The following is a 17,370-nucleotide window of genomic DNA, read 5'->3' as shown; positions in this document are numbered from 1 at the left end:
AGTCAGGTTCAGGCGTGCTCAGGGTACGTCGTAGCCCAGCGCCGCCTTACGAATGCGGAACCACTGCTGACGCGTCATATCCAGCTCCTCAGCAACAAGCGCAGCGCGGACACGCTCAATTTTGCCGGAGCCAATAATTGGCAGCGGTTTAGACGGCAGGCGCAGGATCCAGGCGTAAACCACCTGCTCGATACTCTCCGCATTCAGTTCGCGCGCCACCGTTTCAAGCTCGTTACGCAGCGGCTGGAATGCCTCATCGTTAAACAGACGGCCGCCTCCCAGGCAAGACCATGCCATTGGACGGATGCGCAGCTGTTGCAGTTGGTCGAGCGTGCCATCCAGCAGCAGCGGCTGATGAACAGGCGAGATCTCCACCTGATTCGTCGCCAGCGTAAACGGCAGGCGAGACTGCAATAGCGCAAACTGTGCCGGGGTGAAGTTAGACACGCCAAAATGGCGCACTTTGCCGCTCTGGTGCAGCATCAGAAAGGCTTCCGCGACCTCATCCGCATCCATCAACGGATCGGGACGGTGGATCAGCAGCAGGTCGATACGATCTGTGGCCAGGTTGACCAGTGACTGCTCGGCGCTTTTAACGATATGCGCGCTGTCAGTGATGTAATGTCCAAGCGCATGCTCCGGTTTTGCTGTGGTGGCAATACCGCATTTGGTCACAATCTCCATTCGTTCACGCAGCCCCGGCGCACGCTTCAGCGCTTCGCCAAAGGCGGCCTCGCACTGATAGCCGCCATAAATATCAGCATGATCGACGGTGGTGATCCCGAGATCGAGATGCTCTTCTATAAAGTCCGCCAGCTGGACCGGAGACATATTCCAGTCCATGAGGCGCCAGTAGCCCATAACAAATCGGGAGAATTCCGGGCCCTGTGGGGCAAGGGTAATACGCTGAACCATAACATTTTCCTCAAGGAAGTCATGTCACCAGTATACGCAATTACCCTGCTAAAACAGTGAAGGTTGCTGAGGTTCTTCGGGTTCAACCGCTTTGTTTGCACGAATTTTACGCAGCAGACGCTGTCGGCAAAGCCGTAAGACCTCCTGCTTTTGCGCGTCGCTGAAATTTTGCCAGTTAAAACGTTCATCGCGCGTGCGCATGCAGCCACGACAGTATCCTCGTTCATCAACCTGGCAAATACCCCGGCACGGGCTCTGGACAGGGAAAAATTCCAGTTGCTCTGCCACACCTACCTCCAGAACGTCATTATTCCCTACAGTGAAGACCCTAAATGGCTTGCATGCAAGGATGTCTGCCACAAACAGGACATTAAGGTTTCGCTAATCTTCCCTTCTTATACTCGCCGCATTGATATAACGAATGGTCTGCTTATCATGTGGTTCGCAAAAAAGTTACACTGTAACGATATAAAATTTACTCTGGGCTGTGCATTTTTCTTTACCGTACTGAATGCACTGTTTATCCAGCGCAGCTGGTCAATTATTGCGCCTGCGCATCTGCACGATGTCCTGTTTGCTGCCAGCGTGCCGCTGGTACTGTTCTGCGGCTGGGTGATTGTCTTCAGCCTGTTAAATATCCCCTATATTCGTAAGCCGCTCCTGATTGTCCTGACCCTGGGATGTGCCGCCGCGACCTGGTTTATGTATACCTATGGCGCGGTTATCGATCAGAACATGATTGTGAACGTGTTCGAGACTAATTCTCAGGAAGCGACAGCCCTGGTGACGCCGCAGATGATCCTGTGGCTGGTCGTAGCGGGTCTGGTTCCATCTGTTGTGTTAGCCCTGACGCGCATTCGCACCGGAAAATGGTGGTATGCCCTCCTGACGCGCTTCGCCGCTATGCTGGGTGCGCTGCTGGTGATCATCCTGGTCGCGTCAGTGTTCTATAAAGACTATGCTTCGCTGTTCCGCAATAACAAAAGCATCGTAAAAATGGTCACCCCGGCGAATTACGTGAGCGCCGTGGTGAAATACAGCAAAATGCGCTGGTTTGCCGGCGACCAGACGCTGGTCCGCATTGGCGAAGATGCTCATAAAGGCGCGCTGATTGCCAGCCAACGCAAGAAAACCGTGCTGGTTGTGGTGGTGGGCGAAGCCTCCCGCGCTGCAAACTACTCGTTAAATGGTTACCCGCGTGAAACCAACCCCGAGCTGAAAAAGCAGGATGTCATCAACTTCCCGCGGGCCTCCTCCTGTGGCACGGAAACCGCTGTTTCCGTCCCCTGCATGTTCTCCGGCATGACGCGGAAAAAATATGACGCGGACCTCGCCCATCATCAGGAAGGTCTGCTTGATGTGCTTAACCACGCCGGGTTCAACCTGCTGTGGCGCGACAACGACGGCGGATGTAAAGGCGCCTGCGACCGCGTACCGCACACGGACATGACCCAGTGGAAACTGGATCAGTTCTGTAAGGACAAATCCTGTATCGACGACGTTAACCTGTACCGCCTGGACAACGTGCTGGATGGAATAAAGCAGGATACGGTTCTGGTTATTCACCTGATGGGCAGCCACGGTCCGGCCTATTACAAACGCTACCCGGACAGCTTCCGCAAGTTCACCCCAACCTGCGATACCAATGAAATTCAGGATTGCGATCATCAGTCGCTGATCAATACCTATGACAACACGATTCTGTATACCGACAGCGTCGTCAGCCGAACCATCGACGCACTGAAAGCCCGGCAGGCCAACATGAACACGGCGCTCATTTACCTCTCCGATCACGGTGAATCGCTGGGCGAAAGCGGAATTTACCTGCACGGTACGCCGTATATGCTGGCCCCGGAGCAGCAAACGCATATTCCTTTTATGTTCTGGCTCTCCCCGGATTATGCGAAAAACTTCGGCGTAAACACGGATTGCCTGCGTGACCATGCCGCAAAAGAGGCGGTTTCACAGGACAATTTATTCGCCACCGTTCTGGGCATGATGGACGTGAAATCAGCGGTTTATCAGCCGCAGCTGGATATTCTGTCACAGTGTCGTCGCCAAGCGGGCTTGCATTAGACCGAACGGTCTATTAGAGTAAGGGCATGAGCAGACACACTGAACACGATACACGAGAACATTTGCTGGCTACCGGCGAGCGCCTTTGCATGCATCGCGGGTTTACCGGGATGGGGCTTAGCGAGTTGTTAAAAACCGCTGAAGTACCTAAGGGATCGTTTTATCACTATTTTCGTTCCAAAGAGGCGTTCGGCGTTGCCATGCTGGAGCGGCACTACGCCAGCTACCATCAGCGCCTGGCAGCCCACTTCGCCAGCGGTGAAGGTGACTACCGGGATCGTGTTCTGAACTACTATCAGGAAACGCTGACGCAGTTCTGTCAGCAGGGCATCATCAGCGGCTGCCTGACGGTAAAACTGTCTGCCGAAGTGTGCGATCTCTCCGAAGATATGCGCACCGCCATGGATAAAGGGGCCAGCGGCGTGATTGCACTGCTGGCTCAGGCGCTGGAGAGCGGGCGCAATGAAAAAACGCTCTCCTTCTCCGGCGATCCGCTCACGCAGGCACAGGTGCTCTATTCCCTCTGGTTAGGCGCCAACCTGCAAGCAAAAATGTCTCGCAGCGCCGTGCCGCTCGAAAGCGCGCTGGCGCACGTGAAAAACTGTATAACCGCGCCAGGCGTGTAGCCGGCGTTTTTATTTACCCTTTTACTAGTCGACTGGTCTACTCAGGAGCCATTATGTCCGCTGAAAAGCTGTTTACCCCACTGAAAGTGGGTGCCGTTACTGCCCCAAACCGCGTGTTTATGGCCCCACTCACCCGTCTGCGCAGCATCGAGCCGGGCGATATCCCAACGCCATTGATGGGTGAGTATTATCGTCAGCGCGCCAGCGCGGGCCTGATTATTTCCGAAGCCACGCAGATTTCTGCCCAGGCAAAAGGCTACGCCGGTGCGCCGGGTCTGCACAGCCCAGAACAGATCGCCGCGTGGAAAAAAATCACCGCAGGTGTTCATGCTGAAGATGGCCGTATTGCGGTTCAGCTGTGGCACACCGGACGTATCTCACACAGCAGCATCCAGCCTGGCAGTCAGGCGCCGGTTTCTGCTTCTGCCCTGAACGCCAATACCCGCACTTCCCTGCGCGATGAAAACGGTAATGCGATCCGCGTTGACACCACCACGCCACGCGCGCTGGAGCTGGACGAGATCCCGGGTATTGTGAATGATTTCCGTCAGGCCGTCGCCAACGCCCGTGAAGCGGGCTTCGACCTGGTTGAGCTGCACTCTGCGCACGGTTACCTGCTGCATCAGTTCCTGTCCCCTTCTTCCAACCAGCGTACCGACCAGTACGGCGGCAGCGTTGAAAACCGCGCGCGTCTGGTGCTTGAAGTGGTGGATGCTGTCTGTAATGAGTGGAGCGCAGACCGCATTGGTATTCGTGTCTCCCCGATCGGTACTTTCCAGAACGTCGACAACGGTCCGAACGAAGAAGCAGACGCGCTGTATCTGATTGAAGAGCTGGCGAAACGCGGTATCGCCTATCTGCACATGTCCGAGCCGGACTGGGCAGGCGGCAAGCCTTATAGTGAAGCCTTCCGCCAGAAAGTGCGCGAGCGCTTCCACGGCGTGATTATCGGGGCGGGCGCGTATACGGCAGAGAAAGCTGAAGATCTGATCGGGAAAGGCCTGATCGACGCCGTGGCCTTTGGCCGTGACTACATTGCTAACCCGGATCTGGTTGCCCGTTTGCAGAAGAAAGCCGAACTGAACCCGCAGCGCCCTGAAAGTTTCTATGGCGGCGGCGCGGAAGGTTATACCGACTACCCTTCACTGTAATCCCGCTTTGTACATTGATAGCGGCGACCTTTCGCCGCTATACTAAAACATCGTTTCTGTTCAAAAAGATAATCCATTCCACTGGTTAATGAGGAAATTATGCGCCTACTTCACACCATGCTGCGCGTTGGCGACCTGCAACGTTCCATCGATTTCTACACTAACGTTCTGGGCATGAAGCTGCTGCGCACCAGCGAAAATCCGGAATATAAATACTCTCTGGCGTTTGTCGGTTACGGCCCGGAATCTGATGAAGCGGTCATCGAGCTGACCTACAACTGGGGCGTAGACAGCTATGAGCTGGGTACGGCTTACGGACACATCGCGCTGGAAGTGGATAACGCCGCCGAAGCCTGCGAACGTATCCGCAGCAATGGCGGTAACGTCACCCGTGAAGCCGGTCCGGTTAAAGGCGGTACCACCGTCATTGCGTTTGTGGAAGATCCGGACGGTTATAAAATCGAACTGATTGAAGCCAAAGACGCTGGTCGCGGTCTGGGCAATTGATCCCTCAGGGCGCACTATGCGCCCGTTGTTTTGCTGCATCCCCTCTCAAAATTTGCCATAATGCGCACTGCTTTTTCCCCCTTGTAAGAGACCCTGATGTCCGATAACGCTCAATTTACCGGTCTGTGCGACCGTTTTCGTGGTTTTTATCCCGTTGTCATTGATGTAGAAACAGCCGGATTTAACGCTAAAACCGATGCGCTGCTTGAGATTGCCGCCATCACGCTGAAGATGGATGAACAGGGCTGGCTTGTACCGGACACCACGCTGCATTTCCACGTTGAACCCTTTGAAGGGGCAAACTTACAGCCAGAGGCGCTGGCCTTTAACGGTATCGATCCGACAAACCCGCTGCGCGGGGCGGTAAGCGAATACGAGGCGCTGCACGCCATATTCAAAATGGTGCGCAAAGGCATGAAAGAGAATGACTGTAGCCGCGCCATCATGGTAGCCCACAACGCTACGTTCGATCACAGCTTCACCATGGCTGCCGCCGAACGCGCCTCGCTAAAGCGTAATCCATTTCATCCGTTTGTGACCTTCGACACCGCCGCGCTGAGCGGCCTGGCGCTGGGGCAAACCGTGCTCTCGAAAGCCTGCATCACGGCGGGTATTGCGTTTGACGGTACCCAGGCGCATTCCGCGTTATACGATACCGAGCGTACGGCGGAGCTGTTCTGTGAGATCGTCAACCGCTGGAAACGTCTGGGCGGCTGGCCGCTGCCGATGGGCGACGAGGCCGATCTTCAATCGTAGGTTGGGTTATCAACAGCCCCCCAGGACAAAAAAAAAGCGACCAACATAATGTGGTCGCTTTTTTATATCCGCAGAAAACTTATTCTGCGTCCGGCTCTTCGGTTTTATACTTCGCCGCAGTCTCTTTGATCAGCTGTTGCAGTTCGCCGCGCTGATACATTTCAATCAGGATGTCGCATCCGCCAACCAGTTCACCATCAACCCACAGCTGTGGGAAGGTCGGCCAGTTTGCGTATTTTGGCAATTCAGCGCGAATGTCCGGGTTTTGCAGGATATCAACGTAAGCAAAACGCTCACCACAGGCGGACAGCGCCTGAACCGCTTGCGCGGAGAAGCCGCAGCTTGGCAGCTTCGGAGAACCTTTCATGTACAGGAGAATCGGGTTTTCAGCGATCTGGCGCTGAATTTTTTCAATAGTGGTGCTCATGTCTTGCTTCCTTTAACTTCTGTTACGGCATCAGTCTGACATTGTAGCGGGTCAGGCCGACATCGGAAAATAACATTTTTGTCACGTCTAATTATTTTATCGCTTATCGCATAAAGTTGCATTGCTAATGTCGTTTATCGCCAGACGGGGTGCGGTTTTGCTTAAGGAGCGAACAGGAGTGCGTCAGAATGGTGAATTTTTTTGCACTTGCTAACGAAACATAATTTTTGAATGAAAAATGCTATTAACTTCTTCTGATTTTATGGATTAGAATCGACAGGTTTTGTAAATCTCACGCGGGTATGCATTGTGGCCTGCATTTATCAGGGGACTGCCCAGTGGCGCGGATAACTAAAATCTCGATGACGCTCTGTGCTTTACTGTTTACCACACTCTCATTTACGCCAGCGGCGAACGCCTCTGAACAGGCGCGGCATTCTGCTGTACAAAAAACGCATCTGGCAAAATCCACAGAACGTAAGAAAAAAACCACCAGCAAAACAGTTAAGAAGAAAATCACCGCTCAGACCAAAAAGACCGCCTCCAGTAAAACCAAAACTCTCCGCTCCGGCACGCACAAAACCACCCGCACAACCGCCAGCCTGGTGAATGAAAAATGCACCGTGCGCAAAGGCCATAAAACGAAATGCGCAAAAGTGACGAAGCTGGCTGACGTGCATAAAGCGCGCATGCAGAAAGCGCAAAAAACGGCGATGAACAAACTGATGGGGCAAATAGGTAAGCCGTATCGCTGGGGTGGCACCTCTCCGCGCACCGGTTTTGACTGTAGTGGGCTGGTTTATTATGCCTATAAAGATCTGGTGAAGTTTCGCATTCCACGCACCGCCAATGAGATGTACCATCTGCGCGACGCCGCCCCTGTAAACCGTGGCGAACTGCAAAATGGCGACCTGGTGTTCTTCCGCACCCAGGGACGCGGTACGGCCGATCACGTTGGGGTGTATGTGGGTAACGGTAAATTTATCCAGTCACCGCGCAGCGGTCAGGACATTCAGATCACCTCTCTCAGCGAAGATTACTGGGTGCGCCACTATGTGGGTGCGCGCCGCGTGATGACGCCAAAAACCATCCGCTAGCCCCTGCCCTGCCGCCCTTGTGGCAGGGTAAGTTCCTCTTTTGCATACCCTTTCAATTTGCTATCCTGTCCTTGTTGTCTGTAGGGTTATTGGTAACGTATAAAACTATAAGGAGAGAAGCAATGTCGTTCGAATTACCTGCACTACCGTATGCAAAAGACGCCCTGGCCCCGCATATTTCCGCGGAAACCCTGGAGTACCATTACGGCAAGCATCACCAGACCTATGTCACCAACCTGAATAACCTGATCAAGGGCACCGATTTTGAAGGCAAAACGCTGGAAGAGATCGTGCGCAGTTCAGACGGCGGCGTATTCAACAACGCCGCACAGGTGTGGAACCACACCTTCTACTGGCACTGCCTGGCCCCGAATGCAGGCGGAGAACCTGACGGTGAGCTGGCGGCAGCGATTAACGCCGCGTTCGGCAGTTTCGCGGATTTTAAAGCGAAGTTTACTGACGCAGCCGTTAAAAACTTTGGCTCCGGCTGGACCTGGCTGGTAAAAGAGGCTGATGGCAAACTGGCTATCGTTTCCACTTCTAATGCGGGTACCCCTCTGACCACCAGCGCCACGCCGCTGATGACCGTGGACGTATGGGAACACGCCTATTACATTGATTACCGTAATGCGCGCCCGAACTACCTGGAACACTTCTGGGCACTGGTTAACTGGGAATTTGTTGCGAAGAACTTCGCCGCGTAAGAGACACGCAGAAGGGGCAGCCCTTCTGCGTTTTTGTTTATTCCGCCGTACACACCGCTTGAGGCTGTTTACGACCAGACATTATCACCAGCAGCAGGCCGAGTGCGGCAATGATCGCCCCCATCACCGGCACAAAGCTGTAACCCAAACCACCGGAGATCACCGCCCCGCCCGCTGCGGCCCCCAGCGCATTGCCCAGGTTAAACGCACCGATATTCACCGATGAAGAGAGCCCCGGCGCTTCGTGTGCAACGCGCATTACGCGCATCTGCAACGGTGGCACCACGGCAAAGGTTGCGGCGCCCCACACCACCATGGCAATCGCGGCACCCACTTCGTTACGCGCCAGCCACGGAATCGCCACCATGATGACAATCAGCAGCGTTAAAAAACCTTTCAGCGTCCCACTCACGGAGCGGTCGGCAAATTTCCCGCCGAGATAGTTGCCAATCGAGAACCCGACACCAATCAGCACCAGCATCGCGGTAACAAAGAGTGGCGTTGCGTGGGTTATGTCGTGCAGCACCGGGGAGATATAGGTGTAGAGCGTAAACATCGCCCCGGCCCCCAGCACCGTGGTGAGCAGCGCGGACAACACCTGAGGACGCATCAGCACCGCCAGCTCTTTACGTACTTCCGGACGTTCTCCAGCACTTCCTTTCGGCAGTGAGAAAAACAGCGCAACCATCGCGACCACGCCCAGTCCGGCGGTTGCGAGGAAAGACATACGCCAGCCGATGGCTTCTCCCAGCCAGGTGGCGGCGGGAACGCCGCCGATATTAGCGATGGTGAGGCCCATAAACATAGTGGCTACCGCGCTGGCCTGCTTATGTTTTGGCACCACGCTGGCAGCAACAACCGAGCCCAGTCCGAAGAAGGCGCCATGGTTGAGGCTGGTAAGAATGCGCGAAAGCATCAGAGTGGTGTAATCGGGCGAAATCGCGGAAAACACATTGCCGAGAGTGAAAATCGCCATCAGGAAAATCAGCGCGTTGCGGCGCGCACGGTGCGAAAGCAGCAGCGTCATGAGCGGCGCGCCCACCATCACGCCGATCGCGTAGGCGCTAATTAACATACCGGCCGCAGGGATAGATACGTCCACCCCCCGGGCGATAACAGGCAATAACCCCATCGGGGAGAATTCAGTGGTGCCAATCCCAAAGGCGCCAATCGCCAGGGCCAGCAGGGGAAAATTGATTTTCATGAAGAGACTCCGGATACCGTGCCATAACCCGGCACAGAACTAAGAAGTCAAAAGCATGACATCAATCACAAAAAATGAGAAGTTAACATTTTGGCAAAAGATTTTTGCCGGAGAGGTAACAATAGCGGCAAGAGAGGGAGAAGGTTCTCCCTCCGCCTGAATCAGTGCAGTGCAGCGGTTAAACCACCGGCAACAATCAGAGCAAGAACAACAATGGTGGTAAACAGCGAAAACTTCAGATCGGTACTCATCAATTTTTCTCCTTTTATTCACCCTACGAAAAGTGAGCTTGCTCATTTTTACACAGTTCAGGTCAAAAATCTTCCAGGATTTAAACGGATATCCACTTTACCTCTTCCCCTTTTCATCAAGATAGGACAAAATTCCACGCTAAATTTATTAGCGTACCGGCCACTGACCCCCTCCTGACGTCCTGTGTCGTTTTCCCGGCGTGTCGCAACTCATGTTTGCGTAATAAGGGTGAGAGAAGGCAAACGTTTACCTTCAATTTTTTCAGGTGTTTAGGGTATGGTCTGGAGTGACATTTAATGGCAACAATTAAAGACGTAGCAAAACGCGCAAACGTTTCCACTACAACCGTATCACATGTTATTAACAAAACGCGTTTCGTCGCTGAAGAGACGCGTAATGCCGTCTGGGCGGCAATCAAAGAACTGCACTACTCGCCAAGTGCCGTCGCCCGCAGCCTGAAGGTTAATCACACCAAATCGATTGGCCTGCTGGCCACCAGCAGTGAAGCGGCCTATTTTGCTGAAATCATCGAAGCCGTTGAAAAAAACTGCTTCCAGAAAGGCTATACCCTGATTCTGGGCAATGCGTGGAACAACATTGAAAAACAGCGCGCTTACCTGTCAATGATGGCGCAAAAGCGCGTCGACGGCCTGCTGGTAATGTGTTCTGAATACCCTGAGTCGGTCCTTTCCATGTTGGAAGAGTATCGCCACATTCCGATGGTAGTCATGGACTGGGGCGAGGCGCGCGCAGACTTCACCGACTCCGTTATTGATAACGCCTTTGAAGGCGGCTACATGGCGGGGCGTTATCTGGTAGAACGCGGTCATCGTGAAATTGGCGTGATCCCGGGTCCTCTGGAGCGTAACACCGGTGCTGGCCGTCTGGCCGGTTTCATGAAAGCGATGGAAGAGGCGCTGATCACCGTGCCGGAAAACTGGATTGTTCAGGGCGACTTCGAGCCGGAGTCAGGCTATCGCGCCATGCAGCAGATCGTCTCCCAGCCGCATCACCCTACCGCGGTGTTCTGCGGCGGCGACATCATGGCGATGGGCGCGCTATGCGCGGCAGATGAACTCGGCCTGCGCGTCCCCCAGGATATCTCGGTGATCGGCTATGACAACGTGCGCAACGCCCGCTTCTTTACCCCGGCGCTGACCACCATTCACCAGCCGAAAGATTCGCTGGGTGAAACGGCCTTCAACATGCTGCTGGACAGGATCGTCAACAAGCGTGAACAGTCCCAGTCCATTGAAGTTCACCCGCGCCTGATAGAACGCCGTTCCGTTGCGGACGGTCCGTTCCGCGACTACCGTCGTTAATCACTTTCCGGGGCCAGCTATGCTGGTTCCCGCAACCACTCCCGGTTCAGCGTTTCGCTGTCTCCCAGATAATCCAGCAGCCAGGCCATGGCGGGCGAGACGTCGTTTTGCTGCCACGTCAGGCAGCATGCGGCATCCGGGAAGGGGTTTTCCAGCGTCAGAGCCACCCACTCTCCCGCGTCGATGCGCGGGCGCGCAAAATGCACCGGCACCATGCCAACGCACAGCCCCGCGCTCAGACAGGTGGCTGACGACTCCCAGTCCGGCGCGACCACGCGGCGCTGATTATCCAGCAACCAGGTAATGCGCTTGGGCAGCGAGCGGGAGGTATCTTCCAGCACCAGCGAGGGCCAGTTGCGTAATGTGTCATCGCTCAGCGGCCCTTCCAGCGCTGCCAGCGGGTGATCGCGCGCGACCACGCAGGTCCAGCTCAGCATGCCCATGTCGCGAAACGCGTAGCGCCCACCAACCGGGATCGCCTGGGTTGCACCAATCGCCATCTCCGCCCTGCCGTCCGCCAGCGCATCCCAGACGCCGTTGAACACTTCCTGCGAAACACGCAGTTCGACGTCGGAAAAATGACGATAGAAATCGACGATCATCTGCCGGGTCCGCTCCGGCTTAACAATGTTATCCACCGCGATAGCGAGATGCCCGCGCCAGCCGTTGGCGATCTGCTGGCACTGCTCACGGGTGATCTGCATTTTTTTGATGACAGACCGCCCTTCCTTCAAAAACCACGCTCCGGCAGGCGTGAGCTCCACGTCGCGATGACGCCGCTCGAACAGCGGCACCGCCAGCCACGCTTCCAGCTGACGCACCGTGTAACTGATCGCCGAGGGAACGCGATGCAGCTCCTGGGCGGCGCCGGTAAAGCTGCCGTTACGCGCCACGGCATCAACCACTTCAAGGGAATAATCTGACCACATCTTTAGCCTGCAAATTTTTTGAATGCACCCGCCAAATATTAGCGTTTCACAAGCCGCTTTGCACTCCCTACACTCTGCGCCAACGTACACCTGCCTCCTCAGGAGAAAAAAAGTGCAACCCAGGAAAGGATTTTTAGTCTGGCTCGGCGGCTTAAGCGTGCTGGGCTTTTTGGCGACCGATATGTATCTGCCCGCGTTCGCCGCGATGCAGGAAGATTTGCAAACCCCTGCCGCCGCCATCAGCGCCAGTTTGAGTTTGTTCCTGGCCGGTTTTGCTTTTGCGCAATTGCTGTGGGGGCCGCTCTCGGATCGTTTTGGCCGTAAACCCGTCCTGTTGTTGGGGCTGGCGATTTTTGCCGCAGGCTGTCTGGGCATGCTGTGGGTCCGCGATGCCGCCTGGCTGCTGGCGCTGCGCTTTATTCAGGCGGTCGGTGTCTGTGCCGCTGCGGTGACCTGGCAGGCGCTGGTAACCGATTACTACCCCGCCTCGCGCACTAACCGTATATTCGCCACCATTATGCCCCTGGTCGGCCTGTCGCCGGCGCTTGCCCCGTTACTGGGAAGCTGGATCCTGGCGCATTTCGACTGGCAGGCCATTTTCGCCACGCTCTTTGCTATTACGCTGGTCCTGATGCTGCCCGCGTTCGGGCTTAAACCGGCGCATAAAAAAGAGACGCATCCGGACGCGAAGCCCATCACCTTTACCTCTTTACTGCGGTCGAAAGCCTATCGCGGTAACGTGCTGATTTATGCCGCCTGCTCTGCCAGCTTCTTTGCCTGGCTGACCGGTTCGCCGTTCATTCTGCATGACATGGGCTACAGCCCGGCGGCTATCGGCCTGAGCTATGTACCACAGACCATCGCCTTCCTGGTGGGTGGCTATGGCTGTCGCGCCGCGCTGCAAAAATGGGAAGGCCAACAGATGCTGCCCTGGCTGCTGGTGCTGTATGCGCTAAGCGTGATTGCGACCTGGGCTGTCGGCTTTATTCCCGGCGCCGGGCTTGCAGAAATTTTGATTCCGTTCTGCGTCATGGCGATCGCTAACGGGGCCATCTACCCTATCGTTGTAGCCCAGGCGTTGCGTCCATTTCCGCAGGCGACAGGCCGCGCTGCCGCGCTGCAAAATACCCTGCAACTTGGCCTGTGCTTCCTGGCAAGTCTCGTGGTCTCTGCGTTGATTGCAACCCCGCTGCTCACCACTACCAGCGTGATGCTGATCACCGTTGCGCTGGCGGGATTGGGTTATCGCATGCAGTCCTCCGCGCTTCGCGAGCAGAATGACAATGCACAAACCGAAACGTCGCACGCCTGATTGCGCGGGAAACTATGTTAAAAACCAGTGATTAGGTAGCTAACAATTTTCTGTTGAATCACCAAATTTTGCGGCCTATACTGAATTTGGTTCGATTAAATACGATAAATATTAAGTGTTAACGGGAGCCGGAGCGCTCCCGTTTTACCATGGAAGGCATTTCGGCAAGGGTTATCTCCCTTCCTCTGTTCTACGTCGGATATTAGCCTCGCGGGCATTTACCGTGAGATTTCTCACAAACCAAAAAAGCGTCTACGCTGTTTTAAGGTTCTGATCACAGCAAGGTGATGGAGAAGCTATGAGTTCATCGTGTATAGAAGAAGTCAGCGTTCCGGACGATAACTGGTCCCGGATCGTCAGTGAACTGTTGGGACGTGCGGGCATTACGATTAATGGCTCATCCCCCTCCGATCCCCAGATAAAGCATCCCGATTTTTTCAAACGCGTGTTACAGGAGGGATCGTTAGGGCTGGGTGAAAGCTATATGGACGGCTGGTGGGAGTGTGAGCGGCTGGATATGTTCTTCTCCAGCGTATTACGCGCCGGTCTTGAAAAACAGCTCCCTCGTCATTTCAAAGATACCTTACGTATCGCCTCCGCCCGCCTGTTCAATCTGCAAAGTAAAAAACGGGCATGGATCGTCGGTAAAGAGCATTACGACCTTGGCAACGATTTGTTCAGCCGTATGCTCGATCCTTTAATGCAGTACTCCTGCGGATACTGGAAAAAAGCGACGACCCTGGAAGAGGCGCAGCAGGATAAGCTGCAACTGATCTGCGATAAATTGCAGTTACAGCCCGGTATGCGTGTGTTGGACATCGGCTGTGGCTGGGGTGGTCTTGCCTGGTTTATGGCGAAAAATTACGGCGTCAGCGTAGTCGGCGTCACGATTTCGGCTGAACAGCAGAAGATGGCGCAGGAACGCTGTCTGGGACTGGATGTTGATATTCGGCTTCAGGACTACCGCGACCTGAATGAGCAGTTCGATCGTATTGTTTCCGTAGGTATGTTCGAGCACGTGGGGCCGAAGAACTACAAGACCTACTTTGAGGTCGCCGATCGTAACCTGAAGCCTGACGGAATTTTCCTGCTACACACCATCGGCTCTAAGCGCACCGATAACAATGTGGACCCCTGGATCAACAAATATATCTTCCCGAATGGCTGTTTACCCTCTGTTCGCCAGATTGCGAACGCCAGCGAACCTCATTTTATTGTGGAAGACTGGCATAACTTCGGCGCAGATTACGACACGACCCTGATGGCCTGGCATGAACGTTTCCAGGCTGCATGGCCTGAAATCGCCGACAACTATTCGGAACGATTCAAACGGATGTTTAGCTATTATCTGAATGCCTGTGCGGGCGCGTTCCGTGCGCGGGATATACAGCTGTGGCAGGTGGTGTTTAGTCGTGGGATTGAGCACGGCTTGCGGGTGGCTCGCTGAAAAAATAACCCCGGTTACCCGGGGTTATTTTTTATTCTTCTTCCACGGTCTTTATTATCGCCGCCTCTTTCGCCGCCAGCACGCGCTCAACGGTATCCACGACCGCCTGGGTCTGGGGATCAATTTCGATATTTACGCGCTGCCCCAATTTTTTTGCGCCAAGCGTAGTACGTTGCAGCGTTTCAGGAATTAAATGCACGCAAAAACGCGTAGGCGTCACTTCACCGACGGTCAGACTAATCCCATCGATGCCAATAAATCCTTTATAAAGGATGTATTTCATTAATGACGGATCCTGCACCTTGAACCAGATTTGACGGTTATTTTCCGAGGTCACGATTTTCGCCACTTTTGCGGTGGTCATAATATGGCCCGACATCAGATGCCCACCAATCTCATCGCTGAATTTCGCCGCTCGTTCAACGTTGATGATATCGCCCACCTCCAGCTCACCCAGGTTAGTGATGCGCAGCGTCTCTTTCATTAAATCAAAGCTAATCTGATTACCGTTAATTTCGGTCACCGTCAGGCAGCAGCCGTTATGCGCTATCGACGCCCCGGTTTCAATGCCGTCGAGCATATATTCAGGCAGCTCAACCACGTGAGTGCGGAAATTCGGTTTTTCATCAATGGACACCACTTTGGCAGTGCCCTGCACAATACCAGTAAACATGCTTACAGCTCCTGTTCATTCCGAACGGCGATGACACCGTATAATCCCACCACAATAACAGTTGAAAAAACAGGTTGCCAGTGATGCGCAATTTCTGGCGATTTTTTCACTAGATAATTAGTTAAACCCCGCTACAATAGCTGGCATCCCTCTGTTTTTTCTTCTTGCTGCCAGTAACGGCGGCCTTTTTAGTCTCTCAAATAACTACAATACAAAGGTGTTCACGTGCAGAAGTATATGATCGAAGCGCGTCAGTTATTGGCACTGGCAATACCGGTGATCGTCGCGCAGGTAGCCCAAACCGCAATGGGATTTGTGGATACGGTAATGGCCGGTGGTTACAGCGCCACCGATATGGCCGCCGTGGCGATCGGAACCTCAATCTGGCTCCCGGCCATTCTGTTTGGTCACGGCCTGCTGCTGGCGCTAACGCCCGTCATCGCACAGCTTAACGGCTCCGGTCGACGTGACCGCGTGGCCCATCAGGTGCGCCAGGGCTTCTGGCTGGCCGGGTTCGTCTCCGTCCTGATTATGATCGTCCTGTGGAACGCCGGGTATATTATTCGCGCCATGCATAATATCGACCCGGCGCTGGCGGATAAGGCGGTCGGTTATCTGCGCGCCCTGCTCTGGGGCGCGCCCGGCTATCTGTTCTTCCAGGTGGCACGTAACCAGTGTGAAGGGCTGGCAAAAACCAAGCCGGGCATGGTGATGGGCTTTATCGGCTTGCTGGTGAACATTCCCGTGAACTATATCTTCATTTACGGTCATTTTGGCATGCCGGAACTCGGCGGCGTGGGCTGCGGCGTGGCGACGGCAGCGGTGTACTGGGTGATGTTCGGAAGCATGCTCACCTACATTAAGCATGCGCGATCCATGCGCGACATTCGCAACGACACCGCCTTTAGCACGCCTGACTGGTCGATGTTGACCCGCCTGACACAGCTGGGTCTGCCCATAGCGCTGGCGCTGTTCTTTGAAGTGACGCTGTTTGCCGTCGTCGCCCTGCTGGTCTCGCCGTTAGGGATTATTGATGTGGCAGGCCACCAGATCGCGCTGAACTTCAGCTCTTTGATGTTTGTTCTGCCGATGTCGCTGGCGGCTGCGGTGACGATTCGCGTGGGCTTCCGTCTGGGGCAAGGTTCTACGCTGGATGCGCAAACGGCTGCCCGCACCGGGCTGGGCGTCGGCGTCTGCATGGCGGTCTGTACCGCCCTCTTTACCGTGCTGTTGCGTGAGCAAATTGCCCTGCTCTATAACGACAACCCGGAGGTAGTAACTCTGGCCTCGCACCTGATGCTGCTGGCGGCCATTTATCAGATCTCTGACTCCATCCAGGTCATTGGCAGCGGCGTGCTGCGTGGGTATAAAGATACGCGTTCCATCTTCTTTATCACCTTTATTGCCTACTGGGTGCTGGGCCTGCCGAGTGGTTACATTCTGGCGCTCACGGATCTGGTGGTGGATCGCATGGGGCCAGCCGGATTCTGGATGGGCTTTATCATCGGCTTAACGTCTGCGGCCATTATGATGATGCTGCGCATGCGTTTCCTGCAACGTCAGCCCTCTACGGTTATTTTGCAGCGCGCTGCACGTTAATGACCCTGTAGCCGCCGGCTGGCGGCTACTTTCTCTTCACTTTGCGCGGTAATGAAGCAATCGCGTGAAATCAGAGAGAAAAATGCATTTTCCCTCTTGCCACCTTGGTGCTGTGCCGCTAATATTCGTCCCCGTTGTCACCGACAACACAATGCGTTCATAGCTCAGTTGGTTAGAGCACCACCTTGACATGGTGGGGGTCGTTGGTTCGAGTCCAATTGAACGCACCATCTTGCGTCTGTAGCTCAGTTGGTTAGAGCACCACCTTGACATGGTGGGGGTCGATGGTTCGAGTCCATTCAGACGCACCAATCTGTTTTCTCTCACATTTCATTCCCGTTCAGCCTCATGCAGAGGCAGCAAACCTTTTAAG

18 protein-coding genes and 2 tRNA genes are annotated in these 17,370 nt (G+C 54.7%); 13 read left to right on the top strand and 7 right to left on the bottom strand.

Annotated features, from left to right (window positions below; all coding sequences use genetic code 11):
* Positions 1 to 18 precede the first annotated feature (18 nt).
* Both SK47_RS09070 and SK47_RS09065 read right to left on the bottom strand, forming a co-directional pair.
* The gene (locus tag SK47_RS09070; protein ID WP_048243963.1) at positions 19 to 915 is read right to left on the bottom strand and encodes an aldo/keto reductase; all 897 of its coding nucleotides are present in this window, start codon (positions 913 to 915) and stop codon (positions 19 to 21) included.
* Positions 916 to 963: 48 nt separating this feature from the next.
* Positions 964 to 1,203 carry a DUF1289 domain-containing protein gene (locus SK47_RS09065; RefSeq protein ID WP_003857614.1) on the bottom strand — a complete coding sequence of 80 codons (240 nt, stop codon included), beginning with the start codon at positions 1,201 to 1,203 and terminating at the stop codon, positions 964 to 966.
* Positions 1,204 to 1,350: 147 nt separating this feature from the next.
* On the opposite strand from SK47_RS09065, the gene eptA reads away from it, so the two are divergent.
* From eptA to rnt, 5 genes are all read left to right on the top strand, one after another.
* Positions 1,351 to 2,991 carry a phosphoethanolamine transferase EptA gene (gene eptA / locus SK47_RS09060; RefSeq protein WP_032645825.1) on the top strand — a complete coding sequence of 547 codons (1,641 nt, stop codon included), beginning with the start codon at positions 1,351 to 1,353 and terminating at the stop codon, positions 2,989 to 2,991.
* Positions 2,992 to 3,017: 26 nt separating this feature from the next.
* A complete protein-coding gene (locus tag SK47_RS09055; protein WP_003857618.1) occupies positions 3,018 to 3,617 on the top strand; it encodes a TetR/AcrR family transcriptional regulator in 600 nt (199 codons plus the stop codon).
* 53 nt (positions 3,618 to 3,670) lie between these two features.
* Positions 3,671 to 4,768: an alkene reductase gene (locus SK47_RS09050; protein ID WP_023324540.1), complete on the top strand. Its 1,098-nt coding sequence runs from the start codon at positions 3,671 to 3,673 to the stop codon at positions 4,766 to 4,768.
* A gap of 99 nt (positions 4,769 to 4,867) precedes the next feature.
* The gene (gene gloA, locus SK47_RS09045; RefSeq protein ID WP_003857623.1) at positions 4,868 to 5,275 is read left to right on the top strand and encodes a lactoylglutathione lyase; all 408 of its coding nucleotides are present in this window, start codon (positions 4,868 to 4,870) and stop codon (positions 5,273 to 5,275) included.
* A gap of 96 nt (positions 5,276 to 5,371) precedes the next feature.
* Positions 5,372 to 6,031 carry a ribonuclease T gene (gene rnt / locus SK47_RS09040; RefSeq protein WP_003857625.1) on the top strand — a complete coding sequence of 220 codons (660 nt, stop codon included), beginning with the start codon at positions 5,372 to 5,374 and terminating at the stop codon, positions 6,029 to 6,031.
* A gap of 79 nt (positions 6,032 to 6,110) precedes the next feature.
* On the opposite strand, the gene grxD is transcribed toward rnt, so the two are convergent.
* Positions 6,111 to 6,458: a monothiol glutaredoxin 4 gene (gene grxD / locus SK47_RS09035; protein WP_003832760.1), complete on the bottom strand. Its 348-nt coding sequence runs from the start codon at positions 6,456 to 6,458 to the stop codon at positions 6,111 to 6,113.
* Positions 6,459 to 6,796: 338 nt separating this feature from the next.
* On the opposite strand from grxD, the gene SK47_RS09030 reads away from it, so the two are divergent.
* Complete coding sequence (locus SK47_RS09030) at positions 6,797 to 7,555, top strand: C40 family peptidase (RefSeq protein ID WP_023313959.1); 759 nt, start codon at positions 6,797 to 6,799, stop codon at positions 7,553 to 7,555.
* 122 nt (positions 7,556 to 7,677) lie between these two features.
* Positions 7,678 to 8,259 (top strand): superoxide dismutase [Fe], encoded by a 582-nt coding sequence (sodB, locus tag SK47_RS09025; RefSeq protein WP_003857629.1) that lies wholly within the window; start codon positions 7,678 to 7,680, stop codon positions 8,257 to 8,259.
* Between the two features lie 37 nt (positions 8,260 to 8,296).
* On the opposite strand, the gene SK47_RS09020 is transcribed toward sodB, so the two are convergent.
* Together SK47_RS09020 and SK47_RS23895 are read right to left on the bottom strand one after the other, a co-directional pair.
* A complete protein-coding gene (locus tag SK47_RS09020; protein WP_003857631.1) occupies positions 8,297 to 9,463 on the bottom strand; it encodes an MFS transporter in 1,167 nt (388 codons plus the stop codon).
* A gap of 161 nt (positions 9,464 to 9,624) precedes the next feature.
* Positions 9,625 to 9,714 (bottom strand): cytochrome bd-I oxidase subunit CydH, encoded by a 90-nt coding sequence (locus SK47_RS23895; RefSeq protein ID WP_003857632.1) that lies wholly within the window; start codon positions 9,712 to 9,714, stop codon positions 9,625 to 9,627.
* Positions 9,715 to 10,011: 297 nt separating this feature from the next.
* Here SK47_RS23895 and purR point away from each other — a divergent pair, with 297 nt between their 5' ends.
* Positions 10,012 to 11,037 carry an HTH-type transcriptional repressor PurR gene (gene purR, locus SK47_RS09010; protein ID WP_048243961.1) on the top strand — a complete coding sequence of 342 codons (1,026 nt, stop codon included), beginning with the start codon at positions 10,012 to 10,014 and terminating at the stop codon, positions 11,035 to 11,037.
* A 17-nt stretch (positions 11,038 to 11,054) separates the two neighbouring features.
* Here the strand turns inward: purR and punR are convergent, their stop codons facing one another.
* Entirely contained in the window at positions 11,055 to 11,966 is a 912-nt protein-coding gene (gene punR / locus SK47_RS09005; RefSeq protein WP_003857638.1) for a DNA-binding transcriptional activator PunR, read from the bottom strand.
* 112 nt (positions 11,967 to 12,078) lie between these two features.
* Here punR and punC point away from each other — a divergent pair, with 112 nt between their 5' ends.
* Entirely contained in the window at positions 12,079 to 13,278 is a 1,200-nt protein-coding gene (gene punC / locus SK47_RS09000) for a purine nucleoside transporter PunC (protein ID WP_003857639.1), read from the top strand.
* Between the two features lie 298 nt (positions 13,279 to 13,576).
* Positions 13,577 to 14,725 carry a cyclopropane fatty acyl phospholipid synthase gene (gene cfa / locus SK47_RS08995; protein ID WP_003857641.1) on the top strand — a complete coding sequence of 383 codons (1,149 nt, stop codon included), beginning with the start codon at positions 13,577 to 13,579 and terminating at the stop codon, positions 14,723 to 14,725.
* A 31-nt stretch (positions 14,726 to 14,756) separates the two neighbouring features.
* On the opposite strand, the gene SK47_RS08990 is transcribed toward cfa, so the two are convergent.
* Complete coding sequence (locus SK47_RS08990) at positions 14,757 to 15,398, bottom strand: riboflavin synthase (protein ID WP_048243959.1); 642 nt, start codon at positions 15,396 to 15,398, stop codon at positions 14,757 to 14,759.
* 225 nt (positions 15,399 to 15,623) lie between these two features.
* Here SK47_RS08990 and mdtK point away from each other — a divergent pair, with 225 nt between their 5' ends.
* The 3 genes from mdtK (at position 15,624) to SK47_RS08975 (ending at position 17,308) form a co-directional block, all read left to right on the top strand.
* On the top strand, positions 15,624 to 16,997 hold the full coding sequence (gene mdtK / locus SK47_RS08985; protein ID WP_032634141.1) for an MdtK family multidrug efflux MATE transporter: 1,374 nt from the start codon (positions 15,624 to 15,626) through the stop codon (positions 16,995 to 16,997).
* A gap of 153 nt (positions 16,998 to 17,150) precedes the next feature.
* A tRNA-Val gene (locus tag SK47_RS08980) sits at positions 17,151 to 17,227 on the top strand.
* 4 nt (positions 17,228 to 17,231) lie between these two features.
* Positions 17,232 to 17,308 (top strand) — tRNA-Val (locus tag SK47_RS08975).
* Positions 17,309 to 17,370 lie beyond the last annotated feature (62 nt).

It is taken from the genome of Enterobacter sp. BWH52 (assembly GCF_001037565.1).
Taxonomy (GTDB): Bacteria; Pseudomonadota; Gammaproteobacteria; order Enterobacterales; family Enterobacteriaceae; genus Enterobacter; species Enterobacter hormaechei_C.
Note: the sequence above shows the minus strand (reverse complement) of the source record. Positions and strands in the feature narration are given on the sequence as shown.

What these genes read in the sequence shown, in the direction of transcription:
- SK47_RS09070 (WP_048243963.1), bottom strand. Translation starts at nt 915, where the DNA reads ATGGTTCAGCGTATTACCCTTGCCCCACAGGGCCCGGAATTCTCCCGA.
- gloA (WP_003857623.1), top strand. Translation starts at nt 4,868, where the DNA reads ATGCGCCTACTTCACACCATGCTGCGCGTTGGCGACCTGCAACGTTCC.
- sodB (WP_003857629.1), top strand. Translation starts at nt 7,678, where the DNA reads ATGTCGTTCGAATTACCTGCACTACCGTATGCAAAAGACGCCCTGGCC.
- purR (WP_048243961.1), top strand. Translation starts at nt 10,012, where the DNA reads ATGGCAACAATTAAAGACGTAGCAAAACGCGCAAACGTTTCCACTACA.
- punR (WP_003857638.1), bottom strand. Translation starts at nt 11,966, where the DNA reads ATGTGGTCAGATTATTCCCTTGAAGTGGTTGATGCCGTGGCGCGTAAC.
- SK47_RS09055 (WP_003857618.1), top strand. Translation starts at nt 3,018, where the DNA reads ATGAGCAGACACACTGAACACGATACACGAGAACATTTGCTGGCTACC.
- cfa (WP_003857641.1), top strand. Translation starts at nt 13,577, where the DNA reads ATGAGTTCATCGTGTATAGAAGAAGTCAGCGTTCCGGACGATAACTGG.
- rnt (WP_003857625.1), top strand. Translation starts at nt 5,372, where the DNA reads ATGTCCGATAACGCTCAATTTACCGGTCTGTGCGACCGTTTTCGTGGT.
- eptA (WP_032645825.1), top strand. Translation starts at nt 1,351, where the DNA reads ATGTGGTTCGCAAAAAAGTTACACTGTAACGATATAAAATTTACTCTG.
- SK47_RS08990 (WP_048243959.1), bottom strand. Translation starts at nt 15,398, where the DNA reads ATGTTTACTGGTATTGTGCAGGGCACTGCCAAAGTGGTGTCCATTGAT.
- SK47_RS23895 (WP_003857632.1), bottom strand. Translation starts at nt 9,714, where the DNA reads ATGAGTACCGATCTGAAGTTTTCGCTGTTTACCACCATTGTTGTTCTT.
- grxD (WP_003832760.1), bottom strand. Translation starts at nt 6,458, where the DNA reads ATGAGCACCACTATTGAAAAAATTCAGCGCCAGATCGCTGAAAACCCG.
- SK47_RS09020 (WP_003857631.1), bottom strand. Translation starts at nt 9,463, where the DNA reads ATGAAAATCAATTTTCCCCTGCTGGCCCTGGCGATTGGCGCCTTTGGG.
- SK47_RS09050 (WP_023324540.1), top strand. Translation starts at nt 3,671, where the DNA reads ATGTCCGCTGAAAAGCTGTTTACCCCACTGAAAGTGGGTGCCGTTACT.